Origin of the sequence: Nocardioides ureilyticus (genome assembly GCF_051280745.1) — a bacterium.
Taxonomy (GTDB): Bacteria; Actinomycetota; Actinomycetes; order Propionibacteriales; family Nocardioidaceae; genus Nocardioides.
Genome location: NZ_JBNCOG010000007.1, coordinates 37,608 through 55,632, shown reverse-complemented (window position 1 = coordinate 55,632; position 18,025 = coordinate 37,608). Strand labels below are relative to the sequence as shown.

General features: G+C 73.6%; 16 protein-coding genes. 3 read left to right on the top strand and 13 right to left on the bottom strand.

Annotation, left to right across the window (positions count from 1 at the left end):
- Positions 1-11: 11 nt before the first annotated feature.
- The 10 genes from ACSMHG_RS05660 to ACSMHG_RS05615 all read right to left on the bottom strand — a co-directional run bounded on the left by ACSMHG_RS05660 (position 12) and on the right by ACSMHG_RS05615 (position 9,894).
- The gene (locus ACSMHG_RS05660) at positions 12-1,337 is read right to left on the bottom strand and encodes an ABC transporter permease family protein (protein ID WP_435742505.1); all 1,326 of its coding nucleotides are present in this window, start codon (positions 1,335-1,337) and stop codon (positions 12-14) included.
- On the bottom strand, positions 1,334-2,020 hold the full coding sequence (locus tag ACSMHG_RS05655; protein WP_435742502.1) for an ABC transporter ATP-binding protein: 687 nt from the start codon (positions 2,018-2,020) through the stop codon (positions 1,334-1,336). Before ACSMHG_RS05655 ends, ACSMHG_RS05660 begins: the two co-directional genes overlap by 4 nt.
- Positions 2,017-2,553: a PadR family transcriptional regulator gene (locus ACSMHG_RS05650; protein WP_435742500.1), complete on the bottom strand. Its 537-nt coding sequence runs from the start codon at positions 2,551-2,553 to the stop codon at positions 2,017-2,019. The genes ACSMHG_RS05655 and ACSMHG_RS05650 overlap by 4 nt, the downstream gene beginning before the upstream one ends.
- Before the next feature lie 132 nt (positions 2,554-2,685).
- Positions 2,686-3,864, bottom strand: coding sequence for a rod shape-determining protein RodA (gene rodA, locus ACSMHG_RS05645; RefSeq protein ID WP_435742498.1), 1,179 nt, complete (start codon positions 3,862-3,864; stop codon positions 2,686-2,688).
- Positions 3,865-3,875: 11 nt separating this feature from the next.
- Positions 3,876-6,017 carry a penicillin-binding protein 2 gene (gene mrdA / locus ACSMHG_RS05640; RefSeq protein ID WP_435742495.1) on the bottom strand — a complete coding sequence of 714 codons (2,142 nt, stop codon included), beginning with the start codon at positions 6,015-6,017 and terminating at the stop codon, positions 3,876-3,878.
- 10 nt (positions 6,018-6,027) lie between these two features.
- Entirely contained in the window at positions 6,028-6,540 is a 513-nt protein-coding gene (gene mreD, locus ACSMHG_RS05635) for a rod shape-determining protein MreD (protein WP_435742493.1), read from the bottom strand.
- A gap of 7 nt (positions 6,541-6,547) precedes the next feature.
- The gene (gene mreC, locus ACSMHG_RS05630) at positions 6,548-7,480 is read right to left on the bottom strand and encodes a rod shape-determining protein MreC (protein ID WP_435742491.1); all 933 of its coding nucleotides are present in this window, start codon (positions 7,478-7,480) and stop codon (positions 6,548-6,550) included.
- 3 nt (positions 7,481-7,483) lie between these two features.
- Positions 7,484-8,512 carry a rod shape-determining protein gene (locus tag ACSMHG_RS05625; RefSeq protein WP_435742489.1) on the bottom strand — a complete coding sequence of 343 codons (1,029 nt, stop codon included), beginning with the start codon at positions 8,510-8,512 and terminating at the stop codon, positions 7,484-7,486.
- A 262-nt stretch (positions 8,513-8,774) separates the two neighbouring features.
- Complete coding sequence (gene ndk, locus ACSMHG_RS05620) at positions 8,775-9,188, bottom strand: nucleoside-diphosphate kinase (protein WP_435742487.1); 414 nt, start codon at positions 9,186-9,188, stop codon at positions 8,775-8,777.
- Between the two features lie 10 nt (positions 9,189-9,198).
- Positions 9,199-9,894 carry a pyridoxamine 5'-phosphate oxidase family protein gene (locus ACSMHG_RS05615; protein WP_435742485.1) on the bottom strand — a complete coding sequence of 232 codons (696 nt, stop codon included), beginning with the start codon at positions 9,892-9,894 and terminating at the stop codon, positions 9,199-9,201.
- 65 nt (positions 9,895-9,959) lie between these two features.
- On the opposite strand from ACSMHG_RS05615, the gene pdxR reads away from it, so the two are divergent.
- Positions 9,960-11,297 (top strand): MocR-like pyridoxine biosynthesis transcription factor PdxR, encoded by a 1,338-nt coding sequence (pdxR, locus tag ACSMHG_RS05610; protein ID WP_435742483.1) that lies wholly within the window; start codon positions 9,960-9,962, stop codon positions 11,295-11,297.
- Between the two features lie 7 nt (positions 11,298-11,304).
- On the opposite strand, the gene ACSMHG_RS05605 is transcribed toward pdxR, so the two are convergent.
- Both ACSMHG_RS05605 and folC read right to left on the bottom strand, forming a co-directional pair.
- Positions 11,305-11,685 carry a DUF4233 domain-containing protein gene (locus tag ACSMHG_RS05605; RefSeq protein ID WP_435742481.1) on the bottom strand — a complete coding sequence of 127 codons (381 nt, stop codon included), beginning with the start codon at positions 11,683-11,685 and terminating at the stop codon, positions 11,305-11,307.
- A complete protein-coding gene (gene folC / locus ACSMHG_RS05600) occupies positions 11,682-13,073 on the bottom strand; it encodes a bifunctional tetrahydrofolate synthase/dihydrofolate synthase (protein WP_435742478.1) in 1,392 nt (463 codons plus the stop codon). The genes ACSMHG_RS05605 and folC overlap by 4 nt, the downstream gene beginning before the upstream one ends.
- A gap of 65 nt (positions 13,074-13,138) precedes the next feature.
- On the opposite strand from folC, the gene ACSMHG_RS05595 reads away from it, so the two are divergent.
- A complete protein-coding gene (locus ACSMHG_RS05595) occupies positions 13,139-14,248 on the top strand; it encodes an NAD(P)-dependent alcohol dehydrogenase (protein ID WP_435742476.1) in 1,110 nt (369 codons plus the stop codon).
- Between the two features lie 24 nt (positions 14,249-14,272).
- On the opposite strand, the gene ACSMHG_RS05590 is transcribed toward ACSMHG_RS05595, so the two are convergent.
- Positions 14,273-15,178 carry a GNAT family N-acetyltransferase gene (locus ACSMHG_RS05590; protein ID WP_435742474.1) on the bottom strand — a complete coding sequence of 302 codons (906 nt, stop codon included), beginning with the start codon at positions 15,176-15,178 and terminating at the stop codon, positions 14,273-14,275.
- An 81-nt stretch (positions 15,179-15,259) separates the two neighbouring features.
- Between ACSMHG_RS05590 and valS the strand changes: the two genes are divergently transcribed.
- Complete coding sequence (gene valS / locus ACSMHG_RS05585; protein ID WP_435742472.1) at positions 15,260-17,917, top strand: valine--tRNA ligase; 2,658 nt, start codon at positions 15,260-15,262, stop codon at positions 17,915-17,917.
- Positions 17,918-18,025 lie beyond the last annotated feature (108 nt).

Here is an 18,025-nt window from a genome sequence, read left to right as displayed (position 1 = left end):
CACAGGTCGGATCAGGCGGTCCGCAGGTGCTCCGGAGCGACGGCGTCGCTCACCCACGGCGCCATGGCCGCCGTGACCGCCCAGCAGGCGCCCGCGGCGGCCAGCCCGGTGAGGACCACGGCCGCCAGCGCCCAGGGCGCGATCACCACCCACCTCTCCACCACGGACGCGTAGCCGAACCCGCCGATGGCAGCGCCGAGGACCGCCAGCGGGACGGTGGCGACCAAGCACTCCAGCAATTGCGAACGACTGACGGCGCCGGCCGGCACCCCGGTCGCCACCAGGGTCGCCAGCTCGCGGCGGCGCTCGAGCACCGTCTCGGTGGAGTGCACGGCCAGCGCCACTGCGATCACTCCCAGCGCCGCGAGCGCACAGACGCCAGCGATGACCGCGGGCACGACGTAGTAGGCGACGTCGTAGCGGTGGTGGACGAGGATATCGGCGACGAAGGCCGCTGCCGCGCCGAGGCTGAGGCCGACCGCCCCGACGGCAGCGGCCGCGCGTCCGGCAGGGCGCGGGTCGGCTGCCAGCCGGCGCGCCGCCAGCAGGAGCGCAGCCGAGCCGGCCCGCCGGGCCCCCGTGCGGGCCGCGACCCAGGCCAGCCATGGCCCCAGCGATGCCAGTGCCACGGCGAGGAGCACGACCACGAGGATCGGCGCGAGGTCGTGCACGGCCACTCGCTCGCTGAAGAAGCCGGCGACGGCCGCGGCGAGGAGGAGCAGGCCCCACGGTCGCGGTGGCCGCGGGTCGCGGGAGCGCTCGACGCCCGCAGCCGTCCGCGCGCCGAGCCGCCAGCCCACGAGAGCGCCGTACGCCGCGACCAGGGCGACCACCAGCCAGGTCCAGCCACCCGGTCCGACCGTCGTCGGCACCAGCGCCGCCTCGCGGGACCGGAGACCCACCCCGAGCACCTGGCGCAGCAGCAGCCACAGCGGTACGCCGAGGAGCGCACCGGCCAGCGCGGGCGCGCCGACCTCGACGGCACCCCAGCGGCGCAGGTCGCGGGAGTCTGCGCCGGCCACCGACAGCGCGGCGTACCTCGTGCGCCGACTGGAGGACCCCAACCGCACCGCCTGGTCGAGCAGCAGCACGAGCGGCAGCACGAGCAGGAGCGTCCCCACCACGGCGCCGGCGCGGGTGCCGGAATCGGCGATCGGGCCGAGCAGCCCGCCGTACGGGTGGCCGGTCGCCCACGCGTCCGAGGGGTCGACCGTCCACAGCCGCGCCATCGAGACGGCGACCAGCACGAGCGCGCAGGCGAGCGCCGTCGTCGCCATCACCAGGGCGATCCGGCCGCGGCCGGAGGCGAGCACGAGGGTGACCCCGAGCGGCCTCACCGCAGCGCCTCGACCGGTTCGGTCAGCCCGTCGCGCATCTCGACCTCGCGGTCGGCCACGGCGGCGACCCGGTGGTCGTGGGTCACCACCACCAGCGCGGCGCCGGCGCCCCGGGTGGCGGCGACGAGAGCCGCGAGCGCCTGCTCGCCGGCGACGGTGTCCAGCGCCCCCGTCGGCTCGTCGGCGTATACCACCGACGGCGAGGTGACCAGCGCCCGGGCGATGGCGACGCGTTGTGCCTCACCACCGGACATCTCCCCCGGCCGGGCGTCGGCGACGTCGGCGACCCCGAGCCGCTCCAGCTCCTCGAGCGCCGCCGCCTGCGCCTCCGACCGGCTCCGCTTCTCCAGCAGGAGCGGCAGTGCGACGTTCTCGACCGCGGTCAGCTCCGGCACCAGCTGGCCGAACTGCAGCACCAGCCCGACCTCCAGCCGGCGCAGCCGGGTCCGAGCGTCGGCGGAGAGCGAGTCGAGCCGGCGGTCGCGGTAGGTGACGCTCCCCGAGTCCGGTGCGATGACGCCCGCCAGGCAGTGCAGCAGCGTGGACTTCCCACTGCCGGACGGCCCGGTCACCGCGACGATCTCCCCGGGTGCCACCTCCAGGGACGCTCCGCGCAGCGCAGCCGTGCGGCCGAAGGTCTTGTGCAGGTCCACCCCGCGGACCATGGGCGTGGTGTCGGTCATCGGCTGTTCCTCGTCTCGATGGGTCGGGTCTGCTCGACACGCGCCCGCGCGTCGTCGAGCCAGCGGAGGTCGGCGTCGAGGTGCGCGACGGTGTGGTCGAGGGCGATCCGGGCACCCACCTCCTCGGCGGCGTCCCGCTGGCGCACCACCGCCCGCAGCGCCTCCATGTGGGCCGACCGCTGCCGGCGCAGGAAGTCGACGGTGTCGGCGCCGGCGTGCAGCGCGGTGACGGTCTTGCGCACGAGCTCGTCCGCGGCGTACGGCCCGGGGTGCTCGGTCTCCTCCAGCCAGGTGCGGAGAGCCTCAGCGCCCGCCTCGGTGAGCTCGTAGGTCGTCCGCTCCGGGCCTGCGCCCTTCTCCGTGGCGACCGTGCGCACCAGCTGGTCGCGCTCGAGGCGGCTCAGCGTCGCGTAGACCTGGCCGAAGGCGAGCGGCCGCGACCCGGGGAAGCGCTCGTCGTGCGCCCGCTTGAGGTCGTAGCCGTGCGCCGGGCCGTCGGCCAGGACGCCGAGGAGGACGGTCGCGAGGGACATGCCGACCACTATGCACTACGTGTATACGCCCTGTGAATAGCGTGCCGGAACAGAACGTGCGAGGGCGCCACTTCGACCGTGCGGGAGCGCCACCTCGACCGTGCGAGAGCGCCACCTCGACCGGGGGGTGGGTCAGCGGGTGGTGAGGCCGGCGAAGCGGGAGGCCGCGGGCGCGGTGGCGCGGAGGTGGATGTTCTGCAGGAGCCCGACGGCGAGCATGCCCGCGAACATCGAGGAGCCGCCGTAGGACACGAACGGCAGGGGGACGCCGGTGACGGGCATGATCCCCAGGCACATGCCGATGTTCTGGAACGCCTGGAAGCCGAACCAGCACGCGATCCCGGCCGCTGCGATGCGGCCGAAGACGTCGTCGGTGCGGCTGGCGATCACCAGCGCCCGCCACAGCACCACGACCAGCAGCCCGATGAGGGCGCCCGCGCCGAGGAGTCCCAGCTCCTCGCCGGCGACGGTGAAGATGAAGTCGGTGTGCTGCTCGGGAACGAAGCCCGAACGGGTCTGGGAGCCGTCGAAGAGGCCCTGCCCGACGAGGCCGCCGTTGCCGACCGCGATCCGCGCCTGCTCGACGTTGTAGCCGGCCCCGCGCGGGTCGAGGTCGGGGTTGGTGAAGGCCAGGAACCGGTCGACCTGGTACTGCTTCAGCGCGCCCGCCGCCACGGCCGCGAGCGCGACCGTCACGCCGCCACCGACGAGGAGCACCAGCCAGCGGCGCGGAGCACCGGAGACCGCGAGCACGCCGAAGACGGTGGCCGAGAGCACCAGCATCGTGCCCAGGTCGGGCTGGAGCATGATCAGCGCGGCCGGCACGGCGGCGATGGCGAGCATGCCGAGCACCTCGCCCGCGCCGACCCGGGCGCGCCACCGGCCCTCGGAGCGCTCGGCGACGACGAGCGCCATCCCGATCACCACGGCCAGCTTCGCGAACTCCGAGGGCTGCACCGACATCCCGCCCAGGTCGATCCAGGAGCGCGAGCCGTTGACCGTGCTGCCGACCGGCGAGAGCACCAGTCCGAGGCCGACGACGGAGCCGAGGTAGACCAGCGGCGCGAGGATCCGCACCCACCGGTGGTCGGTCGCCATCACCATCACCATCAGCACCGTGCCGATGGCGACGTTGGTGACCTGCTTGGACAGGTACGCCGTGGGGTCGCCGCCGGTGAGCGTGTCGCGGGCCGAGGTGGCCGACCACACCAGCAGCGTGCCGACGGTCACCAGAGCGAGCACCGCGCCCATCAACCACCAGTCGAGCCCCGGGGCGCGGACGGTCGTGCGGACCGTCGTACGAGGGGTCATCCGCGTGACGGTCACGAGCCCTCACCCTGCCCGGACCGACGCCCCGGCGGCAGGATCGACCCGTCGGGCATGAAGGTCGGGAGGCCGACCGGCGGCTGGACCCCGGGGATGTAGGCCTTGCGCGGGTCGACCGTCTCGCCGTCGACGCCGTACAGCGCCTCGTAGATGCGCCGGATGGAGTCGCCGTTGCGGCCCGAGCCGGTGCCACCCTGGCTGACCATCATCACCACGACGTAGTCGTCGGTGTAGGAGGCCACCCACGAGGTGGACTGCTTGCCGTACACCTCTGCGGAGCCGGTCTTGGCGCGGATCTGCACCTGGTCGAGCGGGAAGCCGGGGAGCTTCCACGCCATGGTGCCGCGGCTGCTCACGCCCTTCAGGGCGGTGTCGATGTAGGACAGGACCGACCGCGGCAGGTCGAGCGTGGCGGCCTTGCGCGGCTTGATCTCCTTCACGACCGTGCCGTTCGGGTCGACGACCGCCTTGCCGACGCGCGGCTCCCACAGCGTGCCGCCGTTCGCCAGCGCGCCGTAGGCCACCGCGAGCTGCAGCGGGGTGACGATCGTGTCGCCCTGGCCGATGGCGAAGTTCACCGCGTCGCCGGCCCGGTAGGCGTAGCCCTCGATGCAGAACTCCCGGGCGAACTTGTAGACGAAGTCACTGGTGTCGGCGTCCTGCGGCTTGTCGGCGATGCCGCAGTAGTAGTCCTTCATCGAGTCGTAGTAGCCGCGCTTCCACGCGCGGTCCGCGATCCGGCCCGGGGCCTCGCCCGGCAGGTCGATGCCGGTCTCCTCGCCGAAGCCGAAGACTTGGGCGATGTCGACGAGCGGGTCCTTGGCGTCGACGTCGTCGACGTCGGAGCCGAACCGCTGCCAGTAGTCGTAGCCGATCCGGTAAAAGAAGGTGTTGCAGGAGACCTCGAGCGCCTTGTCGAAGCCGATCGAGCCGTAGGCGCCGGACTCGTAGTTCTTGAAGACCCGGTTGCCGACCTGGAAGCCCGAGGAGCACGCCAGCCGGGTGTCGGGGCCGTAGCCGTGCGTCATCGCGCCGGCGGTCATGAACGGCTTCCACGTCGAGCCCGGGGCGAACTGGCCCTGGGTCGCGCGGCCGAGCAGCGGCGTGCCGGCCGCCTCGGAGTAGAGCCGCGCCAGCTGCTTCTTGGAGATGCCCCCGACCCAGACCCCGGGGTCGTACGTCGGCTGGCTGGCCATCGCGACGACCCGGCCGGTGTCGGCCTCGAGGACGACGACAGCGCCGGAGTCTGCGGCGTACTTCCGGCCCGTCACGGGGTCGGTCTCGGTCCGTGCCTTCGCGATGGCGCCGGCCAGCTCCTTCTCGACCAGGCCCTGGACGCGCGCGTCGATGGAGGTGACGAGGGTCGAGCCGGGGGTCGCCTCCACCTCGCCGTCGTCGCCGAGGACCCGGCCCATCGAGTCGACGGCGACGCTGCGGTAGCCGGGCATGCCGCGCAGCCAGCGGTCGTACTGCTTCTCGACGCCGGCCCGGCCGACCCGGGAGGCGCCGTTGACCGACTCGTCGCCCTGCTCCTCGGCGAGGTCGACCTCCTCCTCGGTGATCGGGCTGAGGTAGCCGAGCACGTGGGCGAGGTTCACGCCGTACGGCTCGGGGTAGGCGCGGACCGTCTGCTGCTCGGCGAGGACGGCCGGGAAGTCCTCGGGCTGCTCGAGGATCCGCAGGGCGACCGGCTGGTCGACGTCGGTGGCGACGGGCACGGGTTGGTACGGCGAGCCGTTCCAGCACAGTCCGACCTGGCTGCCCTCGTCGCCGCAGGTGACCAGCCGCTTCTTGATCGTGCCGACGCCGACGCCGGTGACCTGGGCGAGCCGCTCGACCAGCTTCTTGCGCTGGCCCTCGCTCATCCGGCCGAGCATGGTGCGGTCGACCGAGACGACCCACGAGGTCCGGTTGGTCACCAGCGGGCGGCCCATGTCGTCGACGATCAGGCCGCGCTGGGGCTGCACCACGATGTCGCGGACGGACTGGTTGGCGGCCTGCGCGGTGTACTGCTCCCCACTGACGACCTGGAGGTAGTAGAGCCGGACGAAGAGGGTCGCGAAGAGCGAGAAGACCAGCGCCTGGACGACGACCAGGCGCAGCCTGCTGCGGCGGCTCGCTGCCTCGGCGCCGCTCATGCCCCGGCCCTCATGCCGTCGCCCGGGCAGGCTCGAGCCTGCGGAAGGCGGCCATCACCAGGGGCAGCACGAACGGCGTGAGCAGGACGTCCCACACCACGCTGATCGCGATCACCTGCAGCAGCTCGCCGGTGCCCAGCGCTGGGTCGCGCAGCACCAGGCCGGTCAGCGCGAAGATCGAGGTCCCGACGAACGAGCACGCCGCGACCGTGGCGACGACCGAGCCCGCCGTCGGGCGGACGTCCTGGCGGACCCGGCCGGCGACGTAGCCGACGGCCACGAGCGCCAGCGCCCAGCGTCCGGCGACGTGGTCGGCGGGCGGGGCGAGGTCCAGCAGGACGCCGGCGGCGAAGCCGAGCAGCATCGCCGGCTGGGCTCCGCGCACGAGGCCGGTGCCGACGACGACCAGCAGGACGAGGTTCGGCACGACGCCGGCCCAGGCGACGTGGGAGAAGACCGAGACCTGGAGGACGAGCGCGAGGGAGACCGCCCCCACGGCGGCCAGGGCGCGCAGCGACGTCATCGGCGGCTCACCTCAGGCTCCCGTCGGCCCCGATGACGGCACGGTCGCTGCCGGTTCCGGAGGGCACCACGACACCGACGACGTCGAGGGAGGCGAAGTCGACGTACGGCTCGAGGACCGCACGCTGCGCGCTCTCGCGCAGGCTGGAGTAGACGGTCGTGACCCGGCCGATCGGCACGCTCGCGACGTACGGCGCGCCGTTCTCGCTGCCCCACGTGACGACGCTGTCGCCCTTGCGGGGCACGAAGGCCTGGTCGATGAGCTCGAGGTCGAGCCGGCCGGTCGAGCCGAGCTGGCCCCGGCCGCGCACGGAGCCGATCTCCATCGACGCGCCGATCCGGCCGCCGACGACCGAGTCGGCGTCGACGATGAGCAGCACGGTCGCGGTCGTCCGCGTCACGCGCAGCACGCGGCCGACCAGGCCGTCGTTGTTGACGACCGTCATGTCGGGCTGCACGCCCGACTGCGAGCCGGCGTCGATGGTGACGGTGCTGGAGAACGACTGCGACGGGCCGAGCCCCACGACGCGGGCCGGGACCAGCTCGTGACCGAGGTCCTCGGCCGCGGCGGTGAGCCCGTCGTACTCGGCGAGGCGGTTGCGGTCGAAGTCGGCGGTGCGGGTCTCGGCGCGCAGCCGGGCGTTCTCGGCCTCGAGGTCGGCGAGGTCGTCACGCAGGGAGCCGTGGGTGCGCAGCCAGTCGGGGACGGAGGTGAACGGGCGGACGACCGTGGCGGCACCCACCTCCACCGGCCCGAAGACCTCGCCCATCGCCCGGCGGGCGGGCTCCAGCGGCGAGTCGCCGCCGGTCTGGTGGTCGAGGGTGATCAGCGTCAGGCACGCCAGGAGCAGCGCGACGACCAGCGACCGCGGCGGTCGGCCGCGGTCCTCGAACCGCTCGGTGACGCGCCAGCGGCGCTCGCGCCTCTCGTTGCCGGCCACGGCTCAGAACCGCCGGGGCTCGGTGACGAGCACCTGCTGGAGCGCCTCGAACTCCTCGACGCACTTGCCCGCGCCCAGCGCGACCGAGGACAGCGGGTCCTCCGCGACGTGGACCGGCATGCCGGTCTCGTGGCGCAGCCGCTCGTCGAGGCCGCGGAGCAGGGCGCCGCCACCGGTGAGCACGATGCCGCGGTCCATGATGTCGCCGGCGAGCTCCGGCGGGGTCTGGTCGAGGGTCGCGCGGACCGCGTCGACGATGGCGTGCAGCGGCTCCTCGAGGGCCTGCCGGATCTCCGAGCTGGACACCACGACGGTCCGCGGCAGGCCGCTGACCATGTCGCGGCCGCGGATCTCGGCCTCGGGCTCCTCCGCCATCGGGAACGCCGAGCCGAGGGTCATCTTGACCTCCTCGGCGGTGCGCTCCCCCAGCATGAGGGAGTACTCCTTCTTCATCCACGCCACGATCGCGGAGTCCAGGTCGTCACCGGCGGTGCGGACGCTGAGGCTGGTCACGATGCCGCCCAGCGAGATGACGGCGACCTCCGTCGTACCGCCACCGACGTCGACGACCATGTTGCCGGTGGCCTGGTGCACCGGCAGGCCGGCGCCGATGGCGGCTGCCATCGGCTCCTCGACGATGTAGACCCGGCGGGCGCCGGCCTGGTAGCCGGCCTCCTTGACCGCGCGCTGCTCGACGGCGGTGATGCCGCTGGGCACGCAGACGACCATGCGGGGCTTGGCGAAGTAGCGGCGCTTGTGGACCTGCTGGATGAAGAACCGCAGCATCTGCTCGGTCGCCTCGAAGTCGGCGATGACGCCGTCCTTGAGGGGGCGGATCGCGGTGATGCCGTCGGGGGTGCGGCCGATCATCCGCTTCGCCTCGTGGCCGACCGCGAGGACCTCGCCGGTGTGCACGTTCATGGCGACGACGCTCGGCTCGTCGAGCAGCACGCCCTTGCCGCGGACGTAGACCAGCGTGTTGGCGGTGCCGAGGTCCACGGCCATGTCGCGGCCGATGAAGCTGTTCGCCATGCCTGGTGCCTCGCAGGTCCGTCGCATCCGGGGAAGTCACGGGCGCACGGAGGAGGCCGGCGCCCACGCAGGAGCGTAGGGACGGTCGGGCGTCGTACGACGGAGGCACGCCGCTGGCCGGTGTGTCGCGTGGGACCGCTGTGGTCGGTGTGGCTTCTGGGGCGGGTCCGCCGGGCACTCCACGGCCTTCCCTGACGCTTTGCGGCTGTTGCAACAGCCGCGAAGCGTCAGGATCCCAAGTGAACTTGGGATCCTGACACCGCTACAGCGCCAGCTGCGGGAACCAGATCCCGATCTCGCGGGCCGCCGACTCCTCGGAGTCCGAGCCGTGGACGAGGTTCTCGCGGTTGGAGAGCGAGAGGTCGCCGCGGATGGTGCCGGGGGCGGCCTTGCGGCCGTCGGTGGCGCCGTTGATCGCCCGGACCACCTCGATCGCGGAGTCACCCTCGAGCACGAGCGCGACGAGGGGGCCGCTGGTGACGAAGTCGCGCAGCGGCGGGTAGAAGTCGCGCTCGACGTGCTCGGCGTAGTGCTCGTCGGCCTTGCCGGCGTCGATGTGACGCAGCTCCATCGCGACGATCGAAAGCCCCTTGGCCTCGAACCGGGACAGGACCTCGCCGACCAGGCCGCGGCGGACGGTGTCGGGCTTCAGGAGGACCAGGGTGCGCTGCGTCATGGCCCGGACCTTACCGAGCGCCCAGGTCCGCCGCGCGCGCGGCCACGTCGGCCGGCACGGGGCCGGTCGCCTCGGGAGCCGGCACCACCGGGTCGGCCACCCGGCGCAGCGGGACGTGCCCGCCCCAGGTTCCGGCGGCCAGGTCCTCCGGCTCGTCGCTCGGCCCGCCGGCCCGCGCCTTCATCGACGCCTCGGAGAGCGGTACGGCGAGCACGGCGGTCGCCGCGAGCTCCTTGCGCGTGCTGGGGCGCAGGGTGGCCGCCCGACCGGGCACCATCTGGTCGACGACCAGGTCGAGGGCGCGCGCCCGTTCGGCATCGTCCTCGACGAGCCGGGCGCGACCGATCACCACCGCGGACCGGTAGTTCATCGAGTGGCTGAACGCCGAGCGGGCCGTGACCAGGCCGTCGAGCTCGGTGACGGTGACGCAGACCGTCGAGCCGATCGCCCGCCGCAGCCAGACCGACGCGACCGAGCCGTGGACGTAGAGCGAGCCACCGTCGTCGGGGCCGGCGAGGTCGACGCCGTACGCGCACGGCAGCACGACCGGGTGGTCGCCGACGACCACGCCGACGTGGGCGACGAGCCCGTCGGCGAGGAAGCGGTGCAGCTCGGCCCGGTCGTCGACGGCTCGGTGCTTCCCGCGCTGGACGGTGGTGCGGTCGGTCGGGGACAGCGGGGGAAGCGGGGCGGCGTTCGTCGTCACCAGGCCAGCATGGCCGTGAAGTGGCCTAGGCTCAGCAGCCACTTCCGCACGAGAAGGGCAGGCCATTGGCACGAACGCTCGCCGTCGTCCTCGACCGCGCCGACCACCGCCCCCTGGGCGTGCAGCTCGCCGACCAGGTACGGCGCCAGGTCGGCGACGGCCGGCTGCCGGTCGGCGCCCGCCTGCCCAGTTCGCGGGCGCTCGCCGCGGAGCTCGGCGTGGCCCGCGCGGTCACCGAGCGGGCGTACGCCCAGCTGGTCGCCGAGGGCTGGCTCGAGGGGCGCCACGGCGCCGGGACGTTCGTCGCGGGTGGGACCGGCCTGGAGCCCGCTCCCCGCCGCCGGCCGGCACCGGCGCCCGCCGGGCCGGCACTCGTCCGGCTGGGCACGGGGACCCCGTGGATCGACCCGCGCTACCACGACGCCTGGCGCCGCGCCTGGCGTGATGTGGCCGCGGCGCGGCCGCCGGACGGCTACGACGACCCGCGCGGGCTCCCCGCGCTGCGGGTCGAGCTCGCCGCCCGGCTGGCCCGCACCCGCGGCCTCGACGTCGACCCCGACGACGTGCGCCTCACCAGCGGTACCGGCGACGGGTGGCGCCACGTGCTCACGGCGCTGCCACCGGGGCCCGTCGGCGTCGAGGATCCCGGCTACCGCTCCGCGGCCGCCGGCGCCGAGCTGGCCGGCCGCACCGTCGTCGACCTCCCGGCCGCCGGCGTCGCCGACTGGGACCTCGCGGGGCTCGCCGCGGCGTACGTGACCCCGGCGCACCAGCACCCGTTGGGGCACACCATGCCGGGTCAGACCCGGGTGGCACTGCTGGCGGCGGCCGGGGCCACCGGCGCGCTCGTCGTCGAGGACGACTACGACTCGGAGTTCCGCTACGACGTCGCGCCCGTCCCCGCCCTGGCGAGCCTCGACCGGGAGCGCGTGGCGTACCTGGGGACGGCCAGCAAGACCGTCTCCCCGAGCATGCGGCTGGGCTGGCTGGTCGCACCGGCAGAGGTGCTCGACCGGGTCGACCGGACCCGCGAGGTGACGCACGACGCCGCCGCCTGGCCGGTGCAGCGCGCCTTCCTCTCCCTGCTGCGCGAGGGGTACGTCGATCGGGTGGTGCGCTCCGCCCGGCGCCGCTACGCCCGGCGTGCCGAGCTGGTTGCGGCCGCGCTCGGGCCGCACGGCGACCTCGGCGGTCCGGTCGCCGGCATGTACGCCACCCTCCGGCTCGCCGAGGCCGACGCCCGGCGCGCCCACGACGCGGCGCGGTCGGCTGGGTTCGACGTACCGATGCTGGCCGACCACTGCCGCGGCGCCGATCTCCACGGGCTCGTCGTCGGCTTCGGCGGCTGCACCGACGAGCAGCTCGCGGCGGCCCTGCGCGTCCTCACGGACGCCTTGGCCTGAGGGCCGGTCAGCCCTCAGGCTGCGCCGCGGCCATCGCGGCGTACGCCGCCGCGCGCTCCCGCTCGATCTTGCGGCCGAGGAAGTCGGCGGTCCCCCACAGCAGCGCGAAGATGGCGCCGAGCACGAACATCAGGGGTACGACGAAGCCCAGCGCGATCGCCGCGACCTGGACCAGCCACCCGGCGGTGTAGGCCCACGGCCGGCGCAGCATCCCGGCGAGCAGCAGGCACACCACGGCCAGGCCCAGCCCGACGGCGAGCGCCCGACCGGCCTCGACGCCGACCACGGCGATCATCACCGGCGTGGTCAGCCCGAGCACCACCGCCTCGAGGCAGAGGATCGCCGCGCACATGCCCCGGCGCGGGGAGCGGGCCTCGGGGTTGCTCATCGCGGTCCTCCCAGCAGGGTGCGGGCCTCGCCCACGGTGACGACGGAGCCGGTCACGAGCACGGCACCGGAGCCGAGCGGGCTGCCGAAGGCCTCGCCCGCCTCGGCGAGCGCGGCGGCGGCGTCGATCGCGTCGGAGAGCCGCGGCGTCACCGAGACCCGGTCCTCGCCGTAGATCTCCCGGGCGACCTCGGCCAGCTCCTCGGCCGGCATCGCCCGGCCGGTGCTGTTCTGGGTGCACACGACGTGGGCCAGGGCCGGCTCGAAGGCCGCGAGCAGCCCCTCGGCGTCCTTGTCCCCCATCACGCCGACGACGCCGATCAGCGGCGAGAACGTGAAGGAGTCCTCCAGCGCGGCCACGGTCGCCTCCGCCCCGGCCGGGTTGTGGGCGGCGTCGAGCACGATCGAGGGCGAGCGCCGCACGACCTCGAGGCGGCCGGGCGAGGTGACGTCGGCGAACGCCTCGCGCACGACCTCCTCGTCGAGCGGCTGCCCCTGCTCGCCGCCGGCCAGGAAGGCCTCGACCGCGGCGAGCGCGACCGCGGCGTTCTGCGCCTGGTGGGCGCCGTGGAGCGGGAGGAAGACGTCGTCGTACCGGGCGCGGAGCCCCTGCAGCGACAGCATCTGCCCCCCGATGCCCGGGACCCGCGAGACGACGCCGAACTCCAGGCCCTCCCGGGCCACGGTCGCGCCGGCCTCCGCCGCCCGCTCGAGCAGCACCGCGGCGGCGTCGGGCTCCTGCTGCGCGAGCACCAGCTGGGCCCCGGGCTTGATGATGCCGGCCTTCTCCTCCGCGATCGCGCCGATGGTCTCGCCGAGGTAGCGGGCGTGGTCGACGGCGATCGGCAGGACCACGGCCACGGCGCCGTCGGCGACGTTGGTCGCGTCCCAGGTCCCGCCCATCCCGACCTCGACCACCGCGACGTCCACGGGCGCGTCGGCGAAGGCGGCGTACGCCATGCCGACGACCGTCTCGAAGAAGGACAGCGGGTGCGGCTGGTCCTCGTCGACCAGGTGCGTGTACGGCGCGACGTCGTTGAACGCGCGCACGAACTCCTCGTCGCTGAGCGGATCGCCGTCGACGCTGATCCGCTCGGTCATCCGCTCGACGTGCGGGCTGGTGAACCTGCCGGTGCGCAGCTCGACGGCCCGCAGCAGGGCGTCGATCATCCGGGAGGTCGAGGTCTTGCCGTTGGTCCCCGTCAGGTGGATCACCGGGTACGCCGCCTGCGGGTCGCCGAGCAGCTCGGTGAAGGCGCGGATGCGGTCGAGCGAGGGCTCGAGCTTCGTCTCGGGCCACCGCGAGAGCAGGGCGTCCTCGACCTCGGCGTACGTCTCGGCGAGGCGGGGGGCTGCGGGGTCGGCCGGCTGTGCGGCTGGATCGGTCATCGGGTCGAGTCTAGGGAGCCCGGATCGCATGACAGGAACCGAGAACACGTTCTAGGTTGACGGCCATGCAGACCACGGTTGCCGTCGTCAACGGGCCAGGACAGGACTTCACCCTCGAGCAGGTCGAGGTCGACGGGCCGCGGGCCGACGAGGTGCTGGTGCGGGTGGTCGCCACCGGTCTGTGCCACACCGACGTCACGATGGCCTCGATGCTGCCGGCCGAGATGTACCCCCACGTCTTCGGCCACGAGGGCGCCGGTGTCGTCGAGGCGGTCGGCGACCGGGTCGCCGGCATCGAGGTGGGCGACCACGTGGTCATGAGCTTCCGCTCCTGCCGCGAGTGCGTCCGGTGCCGCGAGGGACTGGTCGGCTACTGCGACAGCTCCCTGCTGCTCAACTACATGGGCATGCGCGCCGACGGCTCGACCGCCTACTCCCGCGAGTCCGGCCCGGTCTTCTCGAACTTCTTCGGGCAGTCCTCGTTCTCCCGCCACGCCATCGCGTACGCCGACAACTGCGTCGTCGTCGACCGGTCGCTCGACCTGACCCGGGTCGCGCCGTACGGCTGCGGCTTCCAGACCGGCGCCGGCACCGTGCTCAACGTCCTGCAGCCCCGGCCGGAGGACAGCCTGGTGGTCTACGGCGTGGGCGCGGTCGGCCTGGCCGCCCTCGCCGCCGCCTCCTCCCTCGGCGTCACCACCGTCGTGGCCGTCGACCTCATGGACAGCCGGCTGGAGCGGGCGGCCGCGCTCGGCGCCACGGTGGTGAACCCGGCGACCCTGGCCGCGCAGGGCGACGGCCCGACCGTCGTCGACCGGGTCAAGGAGCTCACCGGCGGCGGGGCCACCTACGCCATCGACACGACCGCGGTGCCCGCGGTGGTCAAGCAGGCCCAGCAGTCCCTCGGCGTCCGCGGGGAGCTGGTGGTGCTCGGGCTCGGCGCGGAGGAGTACCAGCTCGACGCCATCGACATGCTGCAGAACGGCAAGGTCGTCAAGGGCTCCGTCGAGGGCGACTCCGACCCGCAGGAGATGGTGCCGCGGCTGATCGCGATGCACGCCGCCGGCCAGCTCCCGGTCGACGAGTGGATCCGGACCTACCCCTTCGAGGAGATCGGCACCGCGGTCGCCGACCTCCACGACGGCACGGTCGTGAAGGCTGTGCTGACGTGGTGAGCCGGGACACGCCGGGGAGGCCGATCAGCGCACGACCATGCTGACCGTGTCCCCGACCGGGCGGTAGCCGACGGCGGCGTAGATCTTGTTCGACGTCGGGTTCGCCTGGTCGGTGAAGAGGCAGGCACGCTCGCCCGCGGCCAGGAGCCGCGCCGTCACCTGGGCGACGGCCGCGCTGGCGTACCCGCGACCGCGGTGCTCGCGCGGCGTGTACACCGGGCCGACGCGGACCACGCCGTACGCCGGGCGGCTGTGGGCGGTCAGGTGCACGACCTCCCCGGCCGGGGACTCCCACAGCCACACCAGCCCGCGCTCCACCCGGGCCCCCATCGAGGCCTCGGTCTCGACCGGCGTCCCGTGCGCCTGCTCGCGACCACCCTGCTCGGCCGCCTCGAGGCCGAAGACGTTGGCGTACCGCACGCACACCGGCACGTCCGCGGCCACGGCCCGCCGCAGACGGCCCGGCGCGTCGTGCGGGACCACCGTCGTCGCCTCCCACAGCCGGAGGTGCTCCTCGACCCGGGCCGAGCCGCCCGACAGCGCCGCGGCCTCCTCGGCCACGACGCGGGCGGCCGGCAACGCGCCGTTGACCCCGCCCACCTGCTCGCCACGGTCGTGCAGGAGCCGGGCGAGCCGACGCGCGGCCTCGTCCGGCATGGGCAGGACGTAGAGCGGCTGGGGCGGGAACGGGGCGGTCCGCATCGCGGCGCCGACCAGGCCGCCGGAGGCGTCGCGGACCGTCGCCCACCACCGGTGGTGGTCGGGCAGCGGCAGGCCGTGCGTGTCGTCCTCGACCGCCTGCTGCGTCACCGTCGCGACGACCGAGGTGACGACCGGGTCGGCCGCCAGCAGCTCGGCGACCTCGGCCAGGAACCCCGCCGGGTCGGTGGTGAGGCGGACGTCGTACGGCGGGGAGGCGGTGGCCGACATGACGACGGATGCTAGGCCGCCTGCGTCCCGGAACCACAACCGCTTTCCGCAGGTCGGAGCGGCACAACTAGGCTTCCGCCCATGACCGAGAACCCGCAGCCGCAGGCCCCCGACACGACGAGCGCCCCCCGCGCGCTCGCCGTACCGGAGAAGCCGGCGCTCGAGGGGCTCGAGCAGAAGTGGGCCGAGCGCTGGAAGGCCGAGGCGACCTACGCCTTCGACCGCACCCAGCCGCGGGAGAACGTCTTCTCCATCGACACCCCGCCCCCGACCGTGAGCGGCAGCCTCCACGTCGGCCACGTCTTCTCCTACACCCACACCGACCTGGTGGCCCGCTACCAGCGCATGCGGGGCAAGTCGGTCTTCTACCCGATGGGTTGGGACGACAACGGCCTGCCGACCGAGCGGCGGGTCCAGAACTACTTCGGCGTGCGGTGCGACCCCTCGCTCCCCTACGACGAGTCGTTCGAGCCGCCGGAGAAGCCGGACCCGAAGAAGCAGGTGCCGATCAGCCGGCCCAACTTCATCGAGCTGTGCGAGCAGCTCGTCGAGGAGGACGAGAAGGCCTTCGAGGCGCTCTGGCGCCAGCTCGGCCTCTCGGTGGACTGGAGCCAGACCTACACGACGGTCGGCCGCGACGCCCAGGTCGCCTCGCAGCGGGCCTTCCTGCGCAACTTCGCCCGGGGCGAGGCCTACCTGCAGGAGGCGCCGACCCTCTGGGACGTCACGTTCCAGACCGCGGTCGCCCAGGCCGAGCTGGAGGCGCGGGAGTACGCCGGTGCCTACCACCGTGTCGCCTTCCACCGGGTCTCGACCGACTCGACCGCCGACACGGAGCCGGTCTACATCGAGACCACGCGGCCCGAGCTGATCCCGTCCGTCGTCGCGCTCGTCGCCCACCCCGACGACGAGCGCTACCAGCCGCTCTTCGGCACCACCGTCACCTCGCCGGTCTTCGGCGTGGAGGTGCCGGTCCTCCCGCACCCGGGCGCCGAGATGGACAAGGGTGCCGGCATCGCCATGTGCTGCACCTTCGGCGACCTCACCGACGTGACGTGGTGGCGCGAGCTCCAGCTGCCGGTGCGCACGGTCGTCGGCCGCGACGGCCGACTCCTGCGGGAGACGCCCGAGTGGCTCGCCGCGGCCGCCGCCGACGCGGCGTACCAGCGCCTCGCCGGCAAGACCACCTTCTCCGCCCGGGAGGAGATGGTCGCCATGCTGCGCGAGGCCGGCGACCTCGACGGCGACCCCAAGCCCACCCAGCGGATGGCGAACTTCTTCGAGAAGGGCGACAAGCCGCTCGAGATCGTCGCGACCCGTCAGTGGTACCTCCGCAACGGCGGCCGCGACGCCGACCTGCGCACCGAGCTGCTCGAGCGCGGCTCCGAGCTGGAGTGGGTGCCGACCCACATGAAGCACCGCTACGACAACTGGGTCGGCGGCCTCAACGGCGACTGGCTCATCTCCCGCCAGCGGTTCTTCGGGATCCCGTTCCCGGTCTGGTACCCCCTCGACGAGCAGGGCGAGCCCGACTACGCCCACCCGCTGATGCCGAGCGAGGCGGAGCTGCCGGTCGACCCGTCGACCCAGTGCCCGCGCGGGTACGACGAGGCGCAGCGCGGCGTGCCGGGTGGCTTCGTCGGTGACCCGGACGTGATGGACACCTGGGCCACCTCCTCGCTGACCCCGCAGATCGTCTGCGGGTGGGAGCGGGACCCGGACCTGTTCGCGCGGACCTTCCCGATGGACATGCGCCCCCAGGCGCACGAGATCATCCGCACCTGGCTCTTCGCGACCATCGTCCGCGCGCACCACGAGAACGGCGTCGTCCCGTGGTCGCACGCCGCGATCTCCGGCTTCGTCGTGGACCCGGACCGCAAGAAGATGTCGAAGTCGAAGGGGAACGTCGTCGTCCCCGACGAGATCCTCGCCAGGTACGGCTCCGACGCCGTCCGCTGGCGCGCCGCCATGTCGCGGCCCGGCCTCGACTCGCCCTTCGACGAGAAGCAGATGAAGGTCGGTCGCCGGCTGGCGATGAAGGTGCTCAACGCCTCGAAGTTCGTCCTGGGTGGCGTCGGCGCGACCGAGCTCAACGCCTTCGAGGTCGCTGCGCCGGTCGACTGCGCCCTGCTCGGCCGTCTCGCCGTGGTCGTCACGCGGGCCACCGAGGCGTTCGAGGCCTACGACTACACGAGCGCGCTCGAGGCCGTCGAGAAGTTCTTCTGGGAGTTCTGCGACGACTACCTCGAGCTGGTCAAGGAGCGCGCCTACGACGAGAACGGCGGCGCCGAGACCGCGTCGGCCCGCGCGACGCTCGCCATCGCGCTCGAGGTGCAGCTGCGCCTGCTCGCGCCGTTCCTGCCGTACGTGACCGAGGAGGTCTGGTCGTGGTGGCGCCCGCGAGGTGACGACCACGGCTCGATCCACCGCGCCCCCTGGCCGACGGAGCTCGACCTGGGCTCGGCCGCCGCTGCCGATCCCGGCGCCATCGACGCGGTGGCCGCCGCCCTCGCCGGCATCCGTGGTGCCAAGTCGCAGGCGAAGGTCTCGATGCGCGCGGAGCTCTCCCGGGTGGAGGTCCGCGGCCCCGAGCAGCTCGTCCGGGCCGCGGAGGTCGCCGCCGACGACCTGCGGCGCAGCGGCAAGGTCACCGGCGACCTGGTCTTCACCGTCGACGACCAGGCCGCCGAGATCACCGTGGACGCCGAGCTCGCACCGGTCCCCGACCACGACGCCTAGTCGTTGAATCGTGACCTCTGACCGTTGAGTCGGGGCCTCTGGCCGTTGAGTCGGGGCCTGTGACCGTTGAATCGGGCGAATCGACGGTCAGAGGTACCGACTCGACGG

Bases quoted from the DNA above. Each gene is read 5' to 3' on its own strand.
- ACSMHG_RS05655 (WP_435742502.1), bottom strand. From the start codon at position 2,020: ATGACCGACACCACGCCCATGGTCCGCGGGGTGGACCTGCACAAGACC.
- ACSMHG_RS05650 (WP_435742500.1), bottom strand. From the start codon at position 2,553: ATGTCCCTCGCGACCGTCCTCCTCGGCGTCCTGGCCGACGGCCCGGCG.
- rodA (WP_435742498.1), bottom strand. From the start codon at position 3,864: ATGACCCCTCGTACGACGGTCCGCACGACCGTCCGCGCCCCGGGGCTC.
- mrdA (WP_435742495.1), bottom strand. From the start codon at position 6,017: ATGAGCGGCGCCGAGGCAGCGAGCCGCCGCAGCAGGCTGCGCCTGGTC.
- mreD (WP_435742493.1), bottom strand. From the start codon at position 6,540: ATGACGTCGCTGCGCGCCCTGGCCGCCGTGGGGGCGGTCTCCCTCGCG.
- ACSMHG_RS05625 (WP_435742489.1), bottom strand. From the start codon at position 8,512: ATGGCGAACAGCTTCATCGGCCGCGACATGGCCGTGGACCTCGGCACC.
- ndk (WP_435742487.1), bottom strand. From the start codon at position 9,188: ATGACGCAGCGCACCCTGGTCCTCCTGAAGCCCGACACCGTCCGCCGC.
- ACSMHG_RS05605 (WP_435742481.1), bottom strand. From the start codon at position 11,685: ATGAGCAACCCCGAGGCCCGCTCCCCGCGCCGGGGCATGTGCGCGGCG.
- folC (WP_435742478.1), bottom strand. From the start codon at position 13,073: ATGACCGATCCAGCCGCACAGCCGGCCGACCCCGCAGCCCCCCGCCTC.
- ACSMHG_RS05595 (WP_435742476.1), top strand. From the start codon at position 13,139: ATGCAGACCACGGTTGCCGTCGTCAACGGGCCAGGACAGGACTTCACC.
- ACSMHG_RS05590 (WP_435742474.1), bottom strand. From the start codon at position 15,178: ATGTCGGCCACCGCCTCCCCGCCGTACGACGTCCGCCTCACCACCGAC.
- valS (WP_435742472.1), top strand. From the start codon at position 15,260: ATGACCGAGAACCCGCAGCCGCAGGCCCCCGACACGACGAGCGCCCCC.